The organism is Amycolatopsis sp. lyj-23 (genome assembly GCF_046549135.1).
GTDB lineage: Bacteria > Actinomycetota > Actinomycetes > Mycobacteriales > Pseudonocardiaceae > Amycolatopsis.
The window spans coordinates 583,550-601,408 of sequence record NZ_JAJPWN010000004.1 but is presented as its reverse complement, the minus strand read 5'-3'; the positions used below and the strand labels follow the sequence as shown (position 1 = coordinate 601,408).

The window sequence follows — 17,859 nt, the reverse complement described above, 5'->3', positions numbered from 1 at the left end:
CTCAAGCGCCCCAAGGCGGCCTTGGTTGCGTCTCACGCACCCAAGGCCGCCTTGGTTGCGTTGAATCAAGCACTGCGGCGCGAAGCGCCTCCGTTGAGGGTGGCGGCGGGGGCATGGATGGAGCACCGAAGGCCACATTGGGGCGCTTGGGGCGCGGGGAGCCGGGGGTCAGGGCTTCCGGCCGACCCCGGTGGAAACCTCGTGCAGGCGGTGGCGGTCCGGGGCCAGCGGTGCCGTGTCCGCCCCCTCGCCCCCGCGCAGCCCGGCGAGGAACTCCTTCAACGCGAACGCCGCGTCGTGCCGGGGCTGCCAGTCCAGTTCGGACTCCGCGCGCCCCGTGTCCATCACCGGCAGCCGCATCACCGCGTCGAACAGGCCGGGCGTCGCCGGGATCGCGTGCAGGCGCCAGGCCGCGTCCACCGCCGCGCGGACCACGCCCGCCGGTACCGGGATCGTGCGCGCGCCCAGGAGGTCCGCCGCGAAACGCGGGTCCACGACCGGGCCGGTCGCGATGTTGAACGGCCCGCGCACCGGGCGCGTCACGGCGCGGCGGACCGCGTCGGCGAGGTCGTCCGTGTGCACGATCTGGCACCGCAGCCCCGGGACGTCCGGCACCACCGGGATCAGGCCCGGCCGCACCAGGGAACCCGGCACGAACGGCCCGGCGAACAGCCGCCGCTGCTCCGTCGCGGCGCTGCGCTGGAAGACGAACCCCGGCCGCATCCGGACGACGTCGAGCTTCGGGTGCCGGGCCTCGAAACTGTCCAGGTACCGTTCCAGGTACGCCTTTTCCCGCGTGTACGCCGCTCCCGGCCAGCCGTGCGTCGGCCAGTCCTCGGTCACGGGCGAGTCGTCCTCCCGCGGCGAGTACGCCCCGATCGACGACGTGTAGACGAGCTTCGGCACCCCCGCCGTGGCCGCCGCTTCGAACACCCGCATCGAGCCGAAGACGTTCGCCCGCCACGTCCGCTCGGGACGGCGGGTGGGCTGGAACAGCCACGCGAGGTGCACGACCGCGTCCGCGCCGCGGAAGTGCGGCACGAGGTCGTCGCGTTCGACGTCGGCCGTGACGACGCCGTCCGCCGGCCGCCTCGCGACCTTGACTATGGTCTCGACCTGCGGATCCGCGCCCAACGCGCGCACGACCCCGGTCCCGATGTTGCCGGTCGCTCCGGTCACCACGATGCGCATCCGGGGCGGTTACCCGGGCTCCGGGCCGCCAATCCTGCTATCTTCGCAGGCGAAGATCGTCTGGAGGAGACCAGTCGTGGCAGGTGACGTCGACATCTCCGGGTAGCCCCGGAGTGCGCAGGCCCCCGGCAGCGCCGGTGCGGGCCGCCGTCGACGTCCCCTTTTCCGATTTCACCCCATCGAGGTCTTCGCCATGTCCGAAATCGTGCTGTCCGGCCTGTCCTTCTCCTGGCCGGACGACACCCCCGTCTTCGACCACCTGTCCGCCACCTTCCCGGCCGGCCGCACCGGTCTCGTCGCCCCGAACGGCGCCGGCAAGACGACGCTGCTCAAGCTCGTCGCCGGCGTCCTGCCGCCCTCCGCCGGGAGCGTCGGCGTCGACGGCGTGCTCGGCTACCTCCCGCAGGACCTGCCGCTGAGCGGGGAGCCGTCCGTCGCCGAGATCCTCGGGATCGCCCCGGTGCTGCGCGCGCTCGCCGCCGTCGAAGCCGGGGACGTCGACGAGGAGCACTTCACCACCATCGGCACCGACTGGGACGTCGAGGAACGCACCCGGGCCCAGCTCGACCGCCTCGGCCTCGGCGGCATCGGGCTCGACCGCACGCTGAGCACCCTCAGCGGCGGCCAGATCGTTTCACTGGGCCTCGCCGCGCAACTGCTGAAGCGGCCGGACGTGCTGCTGCTCGACGAACCCACCAACAACCTCGACGCCGAAGCGCGCCGCAAGCTCTACGCCGTGCTCGACGACTGGTCCGGCGGCCTGCTCGTGGTCAGCCACGACCGCGCGCTGCTCGACCGGGTGGACCGGATCGCCGAGCTCCACGGCAGCGAAATCCGGTTTTACGGCGGCGGCTTCACCGCGTACGAGCACGCCGTCCGAGCGGCGCGCGAAGTCGCCGAGAAGAACATCCGCACCGCCGAGCAGGACGTCAAGCGCGAGAAGCGGGAGATGCAGCAGGCCCGGGAGCGCGCCGCCCGCCGGGCGAGCGCCGCGTCGCGCAACCTCGGCAACGCCGGCCTGCCCAAGATCTTCGCCGGCACGATGAAGCGCAACGCCCAGGAGTCGGCGGCGAAGGCGGACGGCACGCACGCCGCCCGCGTCGGCGCCGCGAAGGCCAAGCTCGACCGAGCCGAACGCGAACTGCGGACCGAGCAGCAGATCAGCCTCCAGCTGCCGCAGACGGAGGTCCCGGCGGGCCGGACGCTCTTCCTCGGCGAGGGCCTGCGCGTGCGCGACCTCTTCGGCGACGGCGCCGACCTGGCGATCCGCGGTCCCGAGCGGATCGCGCTGACCGGCCCGAACGGCGCCGGGAAGTCGACCCTGCTGCGGCTGGTCAACGGCGATCTCGAGCCGGACAGCGGCACCCTGACCCGCGCCGACGGCCGGATCGCCTTCCTGTCCCAGCGCCTCGACCTGCTGGACGACGACCGCAGCGTCGCCGGCAACCTGGCGACGGCCGCCCCGGCGCTGCCGACGGCGCAGCGGATGAACCTGCTGGCCCGCTTCCTCTTCCGCGGTTCGCGGGTGCACCTGCCGGTCGGCGTCCTCTCCGGCGGCGAACGGCTGCGCGCCACGCTCGCCTGCGTCCTGTTCGCCGAACCGGCCCCGCAGCTGCTGCTGCTCGACGAGCCGACGAACAACCTCGACCTGGTCAGCACCGGGCAGCTGGAGAGCGCGCTGACGGCGTTCCGCGGCGCGTTCGTCGTCGTCAGCCACGACGAGCGCTTCCTCGCGAAGATCGGGATCGACCGCTGGCTGCGGCTCGAGGACGGCGAACTGCGGTGACGTACACGGGTGACGTCGGGCGACGGTCGCCGCGGGCCTTCGGGCGTTCCTGGCGTGGTGGAGTCACCCCGCTGAAAGGAAAACCATGTTCGCCGCGGGACTGCCGGCGCTCGACACGGCGGTCGTGGCCGCGGGCCGGCGGCCGATCCTGGCGGCGGCCTTCGACGTGATCCACCGCGCGACGCGCTGAGAAAGGGGCCCGGGTTTCCGGGCCCCTTTCTCACATCCGGTCCGCGTCGACGATCGCCTGGGCGAACGGCCGCGGTGCCTCTTGGGGCACGTTGTGGCCGATGCCGTCGAAGATCCGGTGTTCGTACTTGCCGGTGAACTTCGCGCGGTAGGCCTTGCCGTCCTTGGCCGCGCCGTCGAAGTCGCTGCCGATGGTGATCGACGGGACGCCGATGGTGGCGCCGGCGGCCAGTTTCTGTTCGTACGCCTCGTACTGCGGCTCACCCGGGGCGAGGCTGAGGCGCCAGCGGTAGTTGTGGATGACGATGGCGACGTGGTCCGGGTTCTCGAACGCCGCCGCGCTGCGGTCGTAGGTCGCGTCGTCGAACTTCCAGGCCGGGGACGCGGTTTTCCAGATCAGCTTGTTGAAGTCGTGGCGGTTCGCCGTGTAGCCGGCGCGGCCGCGCTCGGTCGCGAAGTAGTACTGGTACCACCAGCCGAGCTCGGCCTGCGGGGTCAGCGGCTGCTTGTTCGCCGCCAGGTTCGTGACGATGTACCCGCTCACCGCGACGATCGCCTTGCAGCGTTCGGGCCACAGCGCGGCGATGATGTCGACGGTCCGGCCGCCCCAGTCGTAGCCGCCGAAGACCGCCTTGTCGATCTTGAGCGCGTCCAGCAGGGCGATCACGTCGAGCGCCACCGCCGTCTGCTGGCCGTTGCGGACCGTGGCGGCGGATTTGAACACCGTCGGGCCGTAGCCGCGCAGGTAGGGGACGATCACCCGGTAGCCGGCGGCGGCCAGGACCGGCGCGACGTCGACGTAGCTGTACGGGTCGTACGGCCAGCCGTGCAGCAGCACCACCGGCTGGCCGCCGGCGGGCCCGAACTCGTGGTAGGCCACGGTGAGCACCCCGGCGTCCGCCTGCTTCACCGGGCCGAGCGAAGTGTGCTCCCCCGAGCCGGCCCGCAGGTCGGGCGCGGGGGCGGGCGCGGTCGCGGTCGCGGGAGTGCCCGACGAGCAGGCCGCCAAGGACGTCGCCGCGAGCCCGGCCGCGAACGCCTGCCCGAACCTTCTCCTGCTGATCATCTGCTGCTCCTGCGCGAAAGAGTGGTTGACTTTCACGACGTTAGGAGCGGGTTGGTGACCTCCGCGCCCGTCGGATGACGCAATCGGCGTACGTCACCCTTCGAGGGTCTTCAGCTTTTCGGCGAGGTCGGCGCGGGAGCTCACGCCGAGCTTGGGGAAGATCCGGTGCAGGTGGGTGCCGACGGTCCGGTGCGAAAGGTACAGCCGCTGCCCGATCTCCCGGTTCGTGAGGCCGTCCGCGGCCAGCTGCGCGATGCTCAGCTCGTGCGGCGTGAGCTTGTCACGGGCGTCCGGGCCGCGGTTCGGGCTCGACTCGCCCGCGCTGCGCAGCTCGCGCCGGGCGCGGTCGGCCCAGGCGGCCAGGCCGAGCGCGTCGAACGTCTTCCGCGCGGTGCGCAGGTGCGTCCGGGATTCGACGACCCGCCGCTGCCGCCGCAGCCACTCGCCGAAGGCCAGGTGGACGCGGCCGCGTTCGGCGGGCCAGCCGGTCAGGTCGGCGCGCAGCGCTTCGGCGAACCGCTCGTCGCTCGGGTCGAGCACGGCGCGCGCGTACCGGAGGCCGATGTGCAGGGCGGGTGCCGGCGTCCGCGCCGCGAGCGGCTCGAGTTCGGCGAGGACGTCCCGCAGCTCGTCGGTCCGCCCGGCCCGGACCGCGGCCTCGGTGAGTTCCGCGACGCAGTAGGTGCGCAACGCCAGCTGGTAGGCGGGGTCGGCGGGGTCGAGCAGCCGCCGCAGGTCGGCGAACGCGTCCTCGAACCGGCCTTCGCTCAGGCTCGTCAGGCCGCGCGTGAGCTGCACGGTGGCCAGCACGGGCCGGGCGCCGGCCGCGAGCCCGGCGCGTTCGGCCTCGTCGGCCAGGGCTTTCGCCTGCTTGTGCTCGCCGCGTAGGGCGGCGATCTCGGCCTGGACGGCGGTGGCGAGCCCGCCCATGAACGGCTGGCCGGTCTCCCGGGCGAACCGGACGGCCTCCGCCGCGGCCGGCCCGGCCCCGGCCAGGTCGCCGAGCCGGACCCGGCTCCACGCCTGGACGGCCAGCGCCCGCGGCAGCAGCCCGAGCCGGCCCTGGGCCCGCAGGCCGGGCGCGGCGGCGGCGGAGAAGCGGGCGGCCAGGTCGAAGGCGCCGACCTGCAGCGCGGCGCTGCCCAGGTACCGGTCGACCTCGGGATCGGCACCGGTTTTCGCGACCAGCTCCCGCAGGTGGGCCAGGACGGCTTCGCCGCGGTCGAAGGGCGCGACGTACGCGGTGACGGCGACGATCCTCGGGTCGTGATCGGGCACGGGCAGCCGATCGGCGACGTCGAGGAGAGCTTCTCTCGCGGCTGCGCCGGGCTCGGTCCAGAAGCAGCGCATGGCGGCGCTCCAGAGGATCCGCAGGGCGGCGTCGTGCTGCCCGCCGTCGGCGACGGAGGCGGCGGTCCTGGCCAGTTCCGCGACGCGGGCGGGATCTTCGCGGACGCCGTCTTCGAACTCGCTGAGCAGCCGCGCGGCGGTGGCCCGGCGGCGCGGATCGACGGGAGCGGCGGCGTGGACGAGCCGTTCGGCGGTCTCCCGCCGCCCGGATTCGACGGCCAGTTCGGCGGCCAGCAGCAGCCGATCGGTCTTGTCATCGGCACCGGGACTGAGCCGCGCGGCCTGTTCGAGAGCGGCAACGGCCGCGGCCGCGCCACCCCGGAACCGAGCTCGTTCGGCGGCGCGCTCGAGCTCGGCGGCCACGGTTTCGTCGGGCCCGGAACTGGCGGCAGCCTGGTGCCACGCGCGGCGATCGGGCTGGTCACGGAGGGTTTGGCCGAGGGCGAGGTGAGCGTTCCGGCGTTCGAGCGGGGTGGCCGAGGCGGGGATGGCGGACCGCATGAGCGGGTGCCGGAAGGTGACGGCCCCGGCGGGCAGATCGACGAGCCCGGCTTCGACGGCAGGCGCGAGGATCGCGGCATCGGCGACTGGGGCAGGAAACGCCGCCGCGGGCGGCCTGGCTGCGGCCTTGCGCCCCGCAGCACCAGCCTCCACGCCCGACCCGGCCCCGCCGCCGCAGCCCGCAACACTCGACTCTGCGCCCGACCCGCCTGCGCCACTACCCGCGGCAGCCCCCGCGTCCGACCTGCCCCCGCTGCTCCGACCGGATCCGGGCTTTGCACCCGACCCGGCTGCGCCGCTTCGCGCGACCTCTGCCTCCACACCCGCTCTGGCCCCGCCGCGCCCCGCAGCACCAGCCCCCGAGCCGCTCCGACCAGCCCCTGCCTCCGCGCCCGACCCGGCCACCCCGCCAGCGCAAACTTCCGCGCCGCTCGCGTCGACATCGCCCCCGCCCGGCGCCCCCGTGCCACCCATCCCGAGCAGCGCGCCCGTCGCCGTCAACGTCTCCGACAGCGATGTCGTCTCGTTCAACGCCGCCACCAGCAGGGCCGTGCGCGTCGCCTCCGGGAGCGCGGCCACGCGGGCCGTGAACGTGCGCTCCAGGCGCTCCGTCAGCGGCAGCACCGGGTCCAGCCCGTCGAGCTCACCCACCGCCGCGGGCAGCTCCGTCAACGCCAGTGGCAGGCCCGCCGCCTCCGCCAGCACCCGCGTCCGGGCCCTTGGCGCCAGCCGGGGCGCCACCGCGTCCAGCAGCTCGGCCGCCGCTTCCGGGGCAAGGCGGTCCAGCGTCATCGGGGTCAGCCCCGCGTCGGCCAGCGGGGACTCTGCGCCGTCGCGCAGCGTGGCCAGCAGGACGATCGGCTCGGTCTCGATCCGGCGCGCCACGAACGCCAGGACGTCCGCGCTCGCCCGGTCCAGCCAGTGCACGTCCTCCGCCACCAGCAGCAGCGGCTTGGCCGCCGCCTCCTCGGCCAGCAGCGTCAGGGCCGCCAGGCCGACCAAGTACGCGCTCGGCTCGGCTCCCGACGCCAGCCCCAGCGCCGTTTCAAGGGCGTCCCGCTGCGGCCCCGGCAGCTGCGCGACGCCGCTCCGGACCGGGTACAGCAGCTGGTGCAGCCCGGCGAACGCCAGGTTCCGCTCCGCCTCCGCGCCGGTCGTCCGCAGCACCTTCAGCCCCGCGACCGACGCCGCCGCGGCCGTAGCCGCGGCCAGTGCGGACTTCCCGATGCCCGCTTCGCCGCGGATCAGGACGCCACTGCGGTCGTCCGGCCCCTCGACGAGCTCGCCCAGCTCCTTCAGCTCGGTGTCCCGTCCGGTCAGCGCCATGGGACCGACCCTAGCCGAGTGACTTACGCCGGCAGCGTCATCCGACGGGCGCGAAGCCACCGGACGGCCGCCTACCGTTCGACCGCAATGTCCACATCGGACGAAAGCGACCGGAGAGACCGATGAAACGCCTCCTTCTCGCCGCCGCCGTGCCGCTCCTGCTGACCACCGTCACGCAGCCGGCCGCCTCGGCAGCAGCAACCCCGACCCCGTGCGCCGCCGTCGCGGTGCCCGCGCCGCCCGGCGCGAAGATCGAATCGGTGCAGGCCGCGCCCCAGGCGTCGTCCTGCCTGATCACCGTCACGCTCACCCACACCGGCGCCGACCACGTCAAGGTCGCCGTGGCCCTGCCGGACACCGGGTGGAACGGCCGCCTGCAGGCGCTCGGCGGCAGCGCCTACGCCGCCGGCAACTTCGACGCGCTCCCGCAGGCGGTCAAGGACGGCTACGCGGCCGTGACCACCGACGCGGGCGTGTCCCTGAACGGCCTCGACACGTCCTGGGCGCTGAAGGACGGCCACGTCGACCGGACGCTCCTGACCAACTTCGCCACCCGATCGGTGCACGAAGAAGCCGTCGTCGGCAAGGCCGTCACGCAGCGGTACTACCAGCGCCCGATCTCGTACTCCTACTGGACCGGCTGCTCGACCGGCGGCCGCCAGGGCTACTCCGAGGCCCAGGCGTACCCGCAGGACTTCGACGGCATCCTGGCCAACGCCCCCGCCGTCGACTGGACGCAGTTCGCGGTCGCCACGCTGTGGCCGCAGGTCGTGATGAACTCCAGCCACGACTTCCCCAGCCCCTGCGTGCTTTCGGCGTTCCGCACGGCCGCGGTCCAGGCGTGCGACGCGCGGGACGGCGTCACCAACGGCATCGTCGACCGCCCGGACGAGTGCGGCTACGACCCGCGCGGCCTCGTCGGGACCAAGCTGGTCTGCGACGGCCACGAGGTCACCGTCACCGCCGCGGACGCCGAGGTCGTGCGCAAGATCTGGGCCGGCCCGACCGACGAGCGCGGCCGCAGGCTGTGGGCCGGCCTGCCGAAGGGCGCGGACTTCACGTGGCTGGCCGGCACGCAGCCCGGCCCGGACGGCACGCTGGTCGCGCCGGGCTTCCCGGTCGCCGTCAAGTGGGTGCAGTCGTTCCTGGAGAAGCAGGACGGCTTCGACACCTCGAAGCTGACGTACGCGCAGTTCGCGGCCCTGTTCCGCCAGTCGGTGCGCGAGTACGACGACGTCATCGGCACGTCCGACCCCGACCTGTCGGCGTTCCGCCGCGCCGGCGGCAAGCTGATCACCTTCATCGGGGCGAACGACCAGCTCATCCCGCCGGGCGGCACGCTGTCCTACCGCGCCCAGGTCGAGCGCACGATGGGCGGGCCGCAGCGGGTGAACGACTTCTACCGGCTGTTCCTCGCGCCGGGGGTCGAGCACTGCTTCGGCGGTGGCGGCCCGGAGCCGACGAACGCGCTCGGCGCGCTGGTCGACTGGGTCGAGCACGGCAAGGCGCCCGCCACCCTCGCGGCCGCGTCCGCAGACGGCAAGACGCGCGACCTGTGCCCGCTGCCGCGGGTTTCCCGCTACACCGGCGGCGACCCGGCCACGGCGTCGAGCTACCGCTGCCGCTGAGACCCCGGTCCGCGAGCGCCACCTCCCCCGGCGCTCGCGGACTGGACTTGCGGGTCCAAAATCCGGTCGGCACGCTGAGCTCATGGCACTCGACCAGTACTACCTCCTCGGCCGCTCCGGCCTGCGCGTCAGCCGGATCGCGCTCGGCACCATGAACTTCGGCACCGGCGGCTTCCACGCCGCCTACGGCAAAACCGAAGCCGAAGCCCGCCCGATCTTCCGGAAGTACCTCGACGAAGGCGGCAACTTCGTCGACACCGCGGACTTCTACACCGCCGGCGAGAGCGAGACGATCCTCGGCAAGCTCATCGCCGAAACGCACTCGCGCGACCGGCTCGTGCTCACCACCAAGTTCACCAACAGCGTCGACCCGGCCGACCCCAACGCCGGCGGCAACGGGCGCAAGCACATGATCCGCGCGCTCGAGGCGTCCCTGCGCCGGCTGGGCACCGACCACGTCGACGTCTTCCTGCTCCACACCTGGGACCGCATCACCCCGGTCGAAGAGGTGGTGCGCACGTTCGACGACCTCGTCCGCGCGGGCAAGATCCGCTACCCCGGGCTGTCCGACGTCCCGAGCTGGTACGCCGCCCGCGCGCAGACCCTCGCCGAGGCGCACGGGCTGGCGCCGATGGTCACCCTCCAGCTGCCGTATTCGCTGGTGCAGCGGGAAATCGAGACCGAGCACGTCCCGCTGGGCCAGGCCCTCGGCCTCGGCGTCACGGCGTGGAGCCCGCTAGCCGGCGGCTTCCTCACCGGCAAGTACCGCGACGGCGGCGCGGGCCGGCTCAGCAACGCCCCGACGTGGACCGACCGCGACCGGCAGCTGCTCGAGCCCCTGGAAGAGGTCGCGAACGCCCTCGGCGTGACGATGGCCCAGGTGGCGCTCAACTGGGTGGCCACCCAGCCGGGCGTCGCCGCGGCCATCGTCGGCGCGAGCAACGCGGACCAGCTCGGCACGAGCACGGCCGCGCTCGACTTCGAACTCCCGGCCGAGCTGCGCACGCAGCTCGACGAGGCGAGCGCGGTCCCGCCGGCGTCGGTGCACCGGATGTTCACCCCGGCCTACCAGCACTGGATCGTCAGCCCGGGCCTGAAGATCGGCGACAAGCCGGCGGGGTACGCGCCCGCGGTGCGGAACTGGTAGTCAGCCGGACACCACCGCGCCGCCCTGGACGACGTGGCGGAAGTGCTTCGGCTCGGCCAGCACGCCGATGTCCGCCAGCGGGTCGCCCTCGACCACCAGCAGGTCCGCGTGCGCGCCCACGGCCAGCGTGCCGACCTCGCCGGTGAGGTTCAGCAGCTCCGCCGCCGTCGACGTCGCCGAGCGGAGCACCTCCAGCGGGGACTGCACCTCGGCGCGCAGCCGGAACTCGTGGTTCTGGTGGCGGTGCATGCCACCGAGCAGGTCCGTGCCGTAGACCAGCTTGACGCCGCCGCGGGCCGCGCGCTCCAGGGCCGCCAGGCCGGCACCGAGGACGTCGTCGACCTTGCGCCAGCTCGATTCCGGCAGCCCGTGCTCGCGGCCCTCTTCCTTGAGGGCCCAGTACGTCACCAGCGTCGGGACCAGGAAGGCGTCGTGCTCCCGGAACAGCGCAACGCTGCGGTCGTCGAGGAGGTTGCCGTGCTCGATCGACCGGACACCCAGTTCGAGAGCGCGGTTCACGGCGCGGGCGGTGTAGGCGTGCGCGGCGACGTACCGGTTGGCCGCCTCGGCTTCCTCGACGATCGCACGCAGCTCCCCGGCCGAATACTGCGTCGAATCGATGCGGTCGGTCGGGGACGCCACGCCGCCGGACGCCATCACCTTGATGTGGTGGGCGCCCTTGCGCAGCTCGTCGCGGGCCGCGGCGCGGACGGCGTCCTCGCCGTCGGCGACCCGGCCCAGACCCGCGCAGCACGGGTGGTCGTCCTGCACGTGGGTGCCGCGGGTGCGGCTGTCGCCGTGGCCGCCGGTCTGGCTCAGCGCCCGCCCGCAGAACAGCAGCCGCGGGCCGCGGAACAGCCCGTCCGCCTGGGCGTCGGCGAGGCCGAAGTCGGCGCCCGAGGCGTCGCGGACCGTGGTGAACCCGCGGTCGAGCATGCCGCTCATCGTGCGGGCGGCTTGGGCGGCCACGTAGGACGGTGACGACGAAGACAGCGAACCCAGGTCGGCCGTCGACGCCGTGACGTGCACGTGCGCGTCGATCAGGCCGGGCAGCACGACCGCGCCCCGCACGTCCAGCGACGGCACGTCGGCCGCGGCCAGGCCGGGGCCCACCTCGGCGATCCGGCCGTCGGCGCACCGGAGGTCGCCCTCGGTGTACTCGCCGGAGAGCGGGTCGAGCAGGCGGGCGTTGCGCAGCAGCAGGTTCACTGTTCCTCCTTGAGCGCCGGCACGGCCAGCGGGGCGAGAAGTTCGGCTTTTCGCACGGAATCCTCGTCGTAGGCGCCTTCGGCGTCGAGGATGTTGAGCACCCCGAGCGTCCGGCCGCCGTCGACCACCGGCACGTTGATGATCGAGCCGCAGCCGAGGGACTCGATCAGGTCGTGGTCGGCGAAGATCTCGCGCACCGCGGCGCGGTCCGGGCCGAAGTACGGCTCCTGCGCGGTGATGCAGCGCGCCAGCCAGCCCGCCGCGACCTCGACGGTCTTCTCCCCGCCGACCGGGTACTGCGCCGGGTGGCTGCTGTGCACCCGGCGCAGTGCCTTGCGTTCCGGGACCCACGCGAGCACGGTGAACAGCCGGACGCCGAGTTCGGCGCGCACCCGTTCTTCCACAGTGGACAAACTCACTTCGTCATCTCCTTCGCGGCCGCCACCGGGGCGCCGTGTTCGGTCAGTTCTTCGAGCGAGCGGCCCGCGGTGGCCAGGCCGAAGACGAGGACGCAGAGCACTCCGGCGGCCAGCACCGCCGTCGTCAGGCCGAAGACGCCGGCGAAGCCGAGGCTCGCCGCGGACAGGCCGATGATCGTCGGCGCCAGGATGCTGCCGACGCGGCCGAATGCGCTGGACAGGCCGGTGCCGCTGGCGCGGATCCAGGTCGGGAACACCTCGGGCGTGTAGGAGTACACCCCGGCGTAGGTACCGTTGAGGAAGAAGGACAGCACCGCCCCGGCCAAGGTGATCGACCACGGCGCGCTCGTCTGGCTCAGCCAGAACGCGCTCACGGCCGAGCCGGCCAGGTAGAGCGCGATGGTGTGCTTGCGGTCGAGCCGTTCGGACAGCCACGCGGCCGAGAAGTACCCGGGCACCTGGGCCAGGTAGATGATGATCGAGAACTCGAAGCTCTTCGTCACCGTGATGCCGCGTTCCACGAGCAGCGTCGGGATCCACGAGAAGAAGCCGTAGTAGGAGAACGTGATCACGAACCAGACGGTCCAGATCACCGCCGTCCGGCGCCGCATCGCGGGGCTCCACAGGAACTTCAGCGCGCTGAAGAGGTTCACCTTGGGCGTCTCGGTGGCGGGACGCGCGTCGGCGGGTGGCACCGGCGGGAGGGTGGTGCCGGTGGCCTTCTCGACGTCTCGCTCGATCTTGGCGACGACGGCCTCGGCCTCGGCGGCCCGCCCGTGGGCCAGCAGGAAGCGTGGCGATTCGGGCAGGGACCGGCGCCACCACAGCAGCATGATGATCGGCAGCGCGGTGACCAGCTGCGCGATCCGCCAGCCGTCGTCGAAGGACGGCACGACGAACCGCCCGATCAGCGCGGCCGCGACGAAGCCGAAGGAGAAGAACCCGGCGAGCGCGCCGACGAACCAGCCGCGCCGCTTCGCGGGGACGAACTCGGACAGGAAGGGCGCGATGATCGCGCTTTCGGCGCCGGCCCCCGCGCCGGCCAGCACGCGGGCGCCGAGGAAGACCTCGTAGTTCGGGGAGAAGGACGCGATGACGGAGAACAGCGCGTAGAAGGCCAGCGCGTACATCATGACCTTCTTGCGGCCGATGCGGTCGCCGAGCAGGCCGGCCGCGATCGCGCCGAAGAGGAAGCCGAACGGCGTCGCCGAGCCGATCAGGCCGAGCTGGCCGTTGTCCAGGTGCCAGACGGCCTTGGCGCTGGGCAGCAGGAAGGCGACGACCGCCGAGTCCATGCCGTCGAAGGTGTAGCCGAGCCCGCCGATGAGCAGCAGTTTGTAGTGGGGACGGCTCAGCGGGAGCCGGTCCAGTCGAGCCAGCAGCGTCATGGGGAACGCCTTCCGTCGGGGAGTGCCGACAACATAAACTGCAGTTCGACGAAACTGCAACGTTCGTTGCAGAACTGGTTGCGTTACGGTGCACCCGACCCGAGGGGAGGCGCCGAGGTGGCGGAGACCGACGACGGTTTCGAGGCGTGGCTGCGCGACCGGCTGCCCGACCGCGGCCTGCGGCCGAAGTCGGCCGCGGTGCTGGAGGTGCTCGTGTCCCAGCCGCGGCGGGCGTCGTTCGGCTCGACGGCCGAGCTGGCGCAGCTCGCGGGGGTCAACGTGGCGACCGTGACGCGCACGGCCCAGGCGCTGGGCTTCGCGGGCTGGCCGGCGTTGCAGCAGGAGCTGCGGGCGCGGTACATGTCGTCGCTGAGCGCGCCGCAGGTGGCGGAGGAGCACCGCGGCGTCGACTCCCCCGGCTCGGCGTCCCTGCGCCGTGACCTGGACAGCCTCGCGCTGCTGAACCGGCGCTTCGACGAGGAGGTGCTGCGGGAGGTCGCTCGCGCGATCGCGGCGGCCCGCCGGACGCTGGTGATCGCCGACGGCAGCTACGCGGCGGTCGGGATCGCCATGGCGCACAACGCGCGCCTGGCGGGCTACGACGTCCACGCGGTGACGGCGGGCGACGCGGAACTGGCGAACCAGACGGCCAAGCTGACCGCCGACGACGTCCTGGTGGCGATCAGTTTCTGGCGCCTGTACGAGAGCACGGTCCTGGCGGCGGACGAGGCCCGCGCCCGCGGCGCCCGGGTGTTCGCGATCACGGACGCGGCCAGCCCGGCCCTGGCGGGCGCGGCGGAGGAAGTGCTGCTCGTGCCGGCGGAGGGCGTGACGTTCTTCCCGTCGCTGACGGCGGGCATGGCCCTGGTCCAGGCGATCGTGGCCCAGCTGGCGGCGGTGGACCCGGCCCGCACGAGCGCGTCGATCGAGGCGGCGGAGGCGATGTGGTCCCGGTTCGACCTGCTGCACCGGCGCCCGTCGGGGTGACCGCCGGTCATGCGCATCGACCTGCTGTGATCCAGCCGAGCGACGCCGCCGGACAGCTCGCCGCTTTCGCTGCGCCGCAGCTTCGGCCGGGTCTCGGCAGGGCCCGCGACCAGGCAGGGGGCGCTCGCCGGGCACCTCGGCGTCCGGGCGAGCGGCACGTCACTGGCTACCCTCGACCTACTCGGGACCGCCGTGGCCGCCGACCGCGAGGACGCCGCGGCCGTACTCGCCCCCGAGACCCCTGCACACCACGCCGCTGCTCGCCGAACACCCTCAGCTGCGCACCGGCGCAGGGCGGTCCCGGCTCGACCTGCTGCACCCGGCGTCCGTCGGGGTGACGCGGAACATGGCCCGCCGAGCTTCCGCACCTCCGGTGCGAAGCGGTCCGGCAGGTACGGCCGAAGCGGTCCGTCGGGGGCCCGGCCGGAGGTCCGGCCGGGCCCGCGACGGAGCCGGTCAGTGCCGGGGCGGGCCCCCGTCCGCCGAGCTCATCCGCTTGGTGAACCGGGCGGCCACGTCCCGCAGCTTGATGTTCGTGTGCTGGGACTCCACGATCAGCCGGTGCATCGCCGCGTCCTCGTTGACCCGGTGGATCAGCATCAGCATGCCCTTGGCCTGCTCGATCACCGCCCGGGTCTCCATCGCGTTGCGCAGCTCGTCGGCCAGGCCGCGCGCCTCGCGGTAGCGGCGGGTCAGCCGCAGCACCGTCTCCACGCACAACGTGAACAGCCGCAGCACCTTCGTGTCGAACTCGTGGTAGCCGTGGCCCTCGAACGCGAACAGCGTGATCGCCCCGACCAGCGTGTCGTCCACCCGCAGCGGGACCGCCAGGTAGCTGCCCACGCCCAGTTCCTTCGCAGCGGCCACGAATTCGGGCCACTGGTCGCCGGTTTCGGCGACCGCCACCCGGACGACCTCGCCCGTCAGCGCCGCGAGCAGGCCCGGACCGTCGCCCGCCGCGTACTGGACGTCGTCGATGCGCCGGGCCCGCTCGTCGGTGAACGCCGCGGTCTGCGTCACGCCGTCGCGGACGACCATGATGCTGGCCAGGTCCGCGTCCGGGACCACCCGGACCGCCTCGCCGCAGACCGCGTCGAGCAGGCCCGGCGTGTCGGACATCGATTCGAGGACCCCGACGAGATCGGCCAGCACGGCGTTCAGCTCGTCGACCCGCTCCGCCATGCCGTCGCCAGTGGTCGGCAAGGCCCACCCCTCCCATGCGTCAAGCGGCGAGCACGGGTTCGAGCTCGCCAGCAGCGTCAACAGAGACCACCGCTGGCGTTTCAACGGGTCCGGACGAATTCTACCGGCCACCGGCCCCGGTTTGACGTCGGCCGCGCCGGGTAGCCCGGGACCATGGACGATCCGGCTGTTGACGACGAGCTGTGGGCGGAGTTCCACCGGGTGGTGAACATGACTTCGCGCGAGCTGGAGGACTGGCTGCGCACGCGCGACGCCGGTCCGGAGACCGAGCCGCTCCCCGGCGAAGCGGGGCCGCCGACCGGCAACGAAGTGCTGGCCATCCTGCGCAAGCGCAGGTCCGACGTGGACCAGCGCGACGCGGACGTGATGCGCAAGGTCGTCGACCGCGTGCACGCCCAGCGCCGCGACGACCTCGAACCGACGGCGGGCGAGAGCCACTGGCGCCACCGCCTGATGTCGATCGGCCACGACCCGCTCAAACCGGCCTGACCCAAGCGCCCCAAGGCCGCCTTGGGGCGCTCGGGGTCAGCGGGCGACGGCCTGCCAGCGCTGGTTGGGCCCGTTAGTCGGCTTGTACAGGCCGATGCGGGCGCCGTCGTCGCGGGATTCGCCGATGACGTCGAGCAGCTGGCCGGTCGCCGCGTTGACGAATGTCCAACTACCGTCGCCTGTCGTGGAAAGCGTCCATTCCGCCGCCGGGTCGCACGTGCCCGCCGCGGTCAGCGTCACCGCGCCGCCCGACGTGCCGAGGACCTGGCCGGTGCCCGCGTTGGTGATGGTGAACCGGTCGCGGTTGCCGTAGCGGCCCGTGCGGTCGGTGAGCGTCCACCGCTGCGCCGTCGCCGAGGCGTCCGTGGTGCGCTGGACCAGCGAACCGTTCTCCGCCGACAGCGACTTGCCGCTCTGCACGCCGGTGAAGGTGACCGGCTTGCCGGAGCCGATGCCCGTGCCGGCCGCCGCCGCGGAGACGCCGTCGACGAGGAAGCTCGTCACCGAACGCGCCGGCACCCGCAGCGTCGCCCGGCCCGCGGTCACCCGCACCGGCTTGCCGCGCTTCAGCGCCCCGGTGACGTCGGTGACGACCGGCGTCACCGACGCGCCGGGCCGGACGGTCCGGAAGCCCGACAGGTCGAGGGTGACGTCCTGCTCGTCCGTGCCCGCGTTGGTGTGCACGACCGTCGTCAGGTCCTCGCCGCGCATGGCGACCGTCGACGCGGTGTCGTCCACCCCGATCAGGCGATCACCCGGCCGGATGTAGTGGGTGAAGTTCCGCATGGTGTTGAACTTCGTGTTCGTCCGGATCGGGCAGGTCTGCAGCGTGGCGTTCTTCGGGCAGTCGAACGGGACCTGGATCTCGCCCCAGTTCATCCCGGCCGCGGACTCCCCGCCCGGCTTCATGTTGTCGTAGTCCTCGATCGGCTGCCAGCTGACCCACGCGCTCGGCTCCAGCAGCCGCAGGTCGTCGGTGATCTGCTCGGCCATGCCGAGGCCGGGGTCCATGTCCGTGAAGTCCTGCCGGTCGAGCCAGCTGCCGCCGACCTCGCTCATCCACAGCGGCTTGCCCGCGCCCTTGGCCAGGTCCCGCGGGACCGGCCGGTTGCCGGTGCCGTAGGTGTGCACGTTGAGCCGGCCCGCCGCGGCGCGGGCGTCGGCCGACCAGCCGGCCCAGTCCGCGGCGAAGGTGTCCGGGTTGGTCTCGTCCGGCGCGGAGACGACCGCCCGCGAGCCGGCCGCCTTCAACGCGGACGCCATCGCCGGGATCAGCTGCGACTGGACCGACGGGCCGATGTGCGCGCCTTCCTGCCGTCCGCCGGCCGGGTTGCCGTCGGCCCCCAGGGTGGTCTTCCAGTAGTTCGTGTTCGGCTCGTTCATCGGGTTCACCGACGTGAACCTGATGCCGTGCGCCTTTTCCAGGGTGCGCACCGCCTGGGTCAGGTACGCGGTGAAGTCGCCGATCTTGTCGGCGCGCAGCTGCTCGTCGGTGGCGTTGAAACCGCCCGAGACGTACCCGGACACGGTCTGGAAGTACGGCGGCGAGTTGCTGAACGCCTCCCACTTCGTGACGCGGTTCTTGATCCGGTCGACCCACCAGCGCTGGTTCGGGTCCGCCTTCGGGTCGAACTCGGCCGGGTCGCCGGGGGTCCACCAGTCCTGGTCGGCGCGGGTGGTGCCGGCCGGCGCCTTCCACCAGCCGGGGACCGCGGCCCCCGGGCGCAGGTACGCCGGGACGTCCGGGGCGTTGCCGCCGCCGACGTTGAACCGGGCGATGTTCAGGTTCAGCCCCTCGGGCCCGAAGACGAGGTCCGCCAGCCGGTTCCGGACGGCGTCCGGGTAGCCGCCGGTCGCCTCGGCCATCCAGGCCAGGCTGGCGCCCCAGCCGTCGAACGGCTGCTGCCGGTACGTCGGATCCGGTTTCACCGTGACGGCGGTAGCGGCCGCCGCGGGCGCCGCCGCCAGACCGGAGGCCAC

General features: G+C 73.1%; 13 protein-coding genes. 5 read left to right on the top strand and 8 right to left on the bottom strand.

What is annotated here, in order from left to right; genetic code table 11:
- Positions 1–168 precede the first annotated feature (168 nt).
- Entirely contained in the window at positions 169–1,191 is a 1,023-nt protein-coding gene (locus ACLJPY_RS12215) for an NAD-dependent epimerase/dehydratase family protein (RefSeq protein ID WP_410588161.1), read from the bottom strand.
- Positions 1,192–1,384: 193 nt separating this feature from the next.
- Here ACLJPY_RS12215 and ACLJPY_RS12210 point away from each other — a divergent pair, with 193 nt between their 5' ends.
- Positions 1,385–2,977, top strand: a complete 1,593-nt coding sequence (locus ACLJPY_RS12210; protein WP_410588160.1) for an ABC-F family ATP-binding cassette domain-containing protein — start codon at positions 1,385–1,387, stop codon at positions 2,975–2,977.
- 220 nt (positions 2,978–3,197) lie between these two features.
- Here the strand turns inward: ACLJPY_RS12210 and ACLJPY_RS12205 are convergent, their stop codons facing one another.
- Together ACLJPY_RS12205 and ACLJPY_RS12200 are read right to left on the bottom strand one after the other, a co-directional pair.
- Positions 3,198–4,232 (bottom strand): alpha/beta fold hydrolase, encoded by a 1,035-nt coding sequence (locus ACLJPY_RS12205; RefSeq protein WP_410588159.1) that lies wholly within the window; start codon positions 4,230–4,232, stop codon positions 3,198–3,200.
- Positions 4,233–4,325: 93 nt separating this feature from the next.
- Entirely contained in the window at positions 4,326–7,409 is a 3,084-nt protein-coding gene (locus ACLJPY_RS12200) for an AAA family ATPase (RefSeq protein ID WP_410588157.1), read from the bottom strand.
- Positions 7,410–7,531: 122 nt separating this feature from the next.
- On the opposite strand from ACLJPY_RS12200, the gene ACLJPY_RS12195 reads away from it, so the two are divergent.
- Positions 7,532–9,037: a tannase/feruloyl esterase family alpha/beta hydrolase gene (locus ACLJPY_RS12195; protein WP_410588155.1), complete on the top strand. Its 1,506-nt coding sequence runs from the start codon at positions 7,532–7,534 to the stop codon at positions 9,035–9,037.
- Between the two features lie 82 nt (positions 9,038–9,119).
- Positions 9,120–10,184 carry an aldo/keto reductase gene (locus ACLJPY_RS12190; protein ID WP_410588154.1) on the top strand — a complete coding sequence of 355 codons (1,065 nt, stop codon included), beginning with the start codon at positions 9,120–9,122 and terminating at the stop codon, positions 10,182–10,184.
- Here the strand turns inward: ACLJPY_RS12190 and ACLJPY_RS12185 are convergent, their stop codons facing one another.
- Genes ACLJPY_RS12185 through ACLJPY_RS12175 form a run of 3 tightly spaced genes read right to left on the bottom strand, consistent with a single transcriptional unit; the run spans position 10,185 to position 13,200 of the window.
- Positions 10,185–11,393 carry an amidohydrolase family protein gene (locus tag ACLJPY_RS12185; RefSeq protein WP_410588153.1) on the bottom strand — a complete coding sequence of 403 codons (1,209 nt, stop codon included), beginning with the start codon at positions 11,391–11,393 and terminating at the stop codon, positions 10,185–10,187.
- On the bottom strand, positions 11,390–11,812 hold the full coding sequence (locus ACLJPY_RS12180) for a GAF domain-containing protein (RefSeq protein ID WP_410588152.1): 423 nt from the start codon (positions 11,810–11,812) through the stop codon (positions 11,390–11,392). The genes ACLJPY_RS12185 and ACLJPY_RS12180 overlap by 4 nt, the downstream gene beginning before the upstream one ends.
- Positions 11,809–13,200, bottom strand: coding sequence for an MFS transporter (locus ACLJPY_RS12175; protein ID WP_410588150.1), 1,392 nt, complete (start codon positions 13,198–13,200; stop codon positions 11,809–11,811). The genes ACLJPY_RS12180 and ACLJPY_RS12175 overlap by 4 nt, the downstream gene beginning before the upstream one ends.
- Before the next feature lie 117 nt (positions 13,201–13,317).
- Here ACLJPY_RS12175 and ACLJPY_RS12170 point away from each other — a divergent pair, with 117 nt between their 5' ends.
- Complete coding sequence (locus tag ACLJPY_RS12170) at positions 13,318–14,187, top strand: MurR/RpiR family transcriptional regulator (protein ID WP_410588148.1); 870 nt, start codon at positions 13,318–13,320, stop codon at positions 14,185–14,187.
- A 456-nt stretch (positions 14,188–14,643) separates the two neighbouring features.
- Here ACLJPY_RS12170 and ACLJPY_RS12165 read toward each other — a convergent pair whose 3' ends face one another.
- Complete coding sequence (locus tag ACLJPY_RS12165) at positions 14,644–15,369, bottom strand: ANTAR domain-containing response regulator (RefSeq protein WP_410588314.1); 726 nt, start codon at positions 15,367–15,369, stop codon at positions 14,644–14,646.
- Positions 15,370–15,543: 174 nt separating this feature from the next.
- Here ACLJPY_RS12165 and ACLJPY_RS12160 point away from each other — a divergent pair, with 174 nt between their 5' ends.
- Positions 15,544–15,879: a DUF3140 domain-containing protein gene (locus ACLJPY_RS12160; RefSeq protein ID WP_410588147.1), complete on the top strand. Its 336-nt coding sequence runs from the start codon at positions 15,544–15,546 to the stop codon at positions 15,877–15,879.
- Between the two features lie 36 nt (positions 15,880–15,915).
- Here ACLJPY_RS12160 and ACLJPY_RS12155 read toward each other — a convergent pair whose 3' ends face one another.
- Entirely contained in the window at positions 15,916–17,808 is a 1,893-nt protein-coding gene (locus ACLJPY_RS12155; RefSeq protein ID WP_410588145.1) for an RICIN domain-containing protein, read from the bottom strand.
- Positions 17,809–17,859 lie beyond the last annotated feature (51 nt).